The organism is Arthrobacter sp. 9V (assembly GCF_902506065.1).
GTDB lineage: Bacteria > Actinomycetota > Actinomycetes > Actinomycetales > Micrococcaceae > Arthrobacter.
The window spans coordinates 1-1,042 of record NZ_LR732992.1 but is presented as its reverse complement, the minus strand read 5'-3'; the positions used below and the strand labels follow the sequence as shown (position 1 = coordinate 1,042).

Sequence of the window (1,042 nt, the reverse complement as noted above, 5' to 3'; positions counted from 1 at the left end):
CTCCGCCCTGGCCCTCGGTGCGCTCGCCGCCTGCTCGTCGCCCGGTCGGCGCGCGACCAGCCGATCGGGTGCACGGACCGTGAGCTACTGGTTGTGGGACGCGAACCAGCAACCCGCCTACCAGGCCGTCGCCGACGCCTTCCACCGCGCGAACCCGGACATCACCGTGAAGATCACCCAGCTCGGGTGGAACGACTACTGGACCAAGCTCACCGCGGGGTTCATCGCCGGCACCGCGCCCGACGTCTTCACCGACCACCTGACGAAGTTCCCGCAGTACGCCGACCTCGACGTGCTCTACAAGCTCGACGAGCTCGACGCGACCAAGGGCATCCGCGACGACGACTACCAGTCCGGGCTCGCCGAACTGTGGAAGGGTCAGGACGGCCACCGCTACGGGTCCCCGAAGGACTGGGACACCGTCGCGATGTTCTACGACAAGAAGGCGATGGCGAAGGCCGGGGTCTCCGCGGAGGAACTCGGGTCGCTCGAGTGGAACCCGGACGACGGCGGCACGTTCGAGCGGATGCTCGCCCGGCTGACGGTGGACTCCAAGGGTCGACGCGGCGACGAGGACGGCTTCGACAAGGACGACGTCGCCGTCTACGGCATCTCGTCGAACGGGTCGGGCGGCGACGGCTTCGGACAGACCCAGTGGTCGCCGTTCACCGGGTCGGTCGACTGGTTCTACACGAACGAGAACCCCTGGGGTGACAAGTTCCGCTACGACGAGCGGGTCGTGCAGGACACCCTCGCCTGGTACTACCGGCTGGCCGAGAAGGGCTACATGGCGAAGTACGGGGTGTTCTCCACCACGACCGGGCCCGAGGTCCAGCTCGGCGCTGGCAAATGCGCGCTGTCGTTCAACGGCTCGTGGATGATCGGCTCGTACCTCGGCATGGACGACCTCGACGTCGCCGTCGCCCCGACCCCGATCGGTCCGGCGGGACACCGCGCGTCGATGTTCAACGGGCTCGGCGACTCGATCACGAAGCAGGCGAAGGACCCCGAGGCCGCGGCTAAGTGGGTGGCGTTCCTGGGC

Annotated in this window: 1 protein-coding gene; it reads left to right on the top strand. The window is 68.1% G+C overall.

Annotated features, from left to right (window positions below; all coding sequences use genetic code 11):
* A partial coding sequence (locus BACI9J_RS23115; protein ID WP_159736692.1) for an ABC transporter substrate-binding protein occupies nt 1-1,042 on the top strand: 1,042 nt, incomplete at both ends.